This is a genomic window from Marinicauda pacifica, from assembly GCF_004793635.1.
In the GTDB taxonomy this organism is placed as follows: domain Bacteria; phylum Pseudomonadota; class Alphaproteobacteria; order Caulobacterales; family Maricaulaceae; genus Marinicauda; species Marinicauda pacifica.
Map to the genome: position 1 here is coordinate 1 of NZ_SRXV01000017.1, position 336 is coordinate 336.

General features: G+C 66.1%; 1 protein-coding gene. It reads left to right on the forward strand.

What is annotated here, in order from left to right; translation table 11 throughout:
• Positions 1-78: 78 nt before the first annotated feature.
• The coding region (locus tag E5162_RS14230) for a carotenoid oxygenase family protein (protein ID WP_174235015.1) at positions 79-336 on the forward strand (258 nt) is incomplete at its 3' end.

The window sequence follows — 336 nt, forward strand, 5'->3', positions numbered from 1 at the left end:
GCGGATTCATTCCCATGCCGCCGCGCAAGACGGCCGGCGCGCCCGGCGACCCGGCCTAGGCAAGCAAGGACATCCATCATGACTGTGACCAGGGTGCACACCTTCCCCCATACCGAACCCGATCCTCATCACCCCTACACGTCCGGGGCCTGGCGCCCGGTCTTCGACGAGTTCGATGCGGACGGGCTGGAGGTGATCGGGGAGATCCCGCGCGATATCGACGGGATCTATGTCCGCAACAGCGAGAATCCCGCCTTCGGATCGATCGGGCTCTACCACCCGTTCGCCGGCGACGGGATGATCCACACGATGACGTTCCGGGACGGCAAGGCGCGC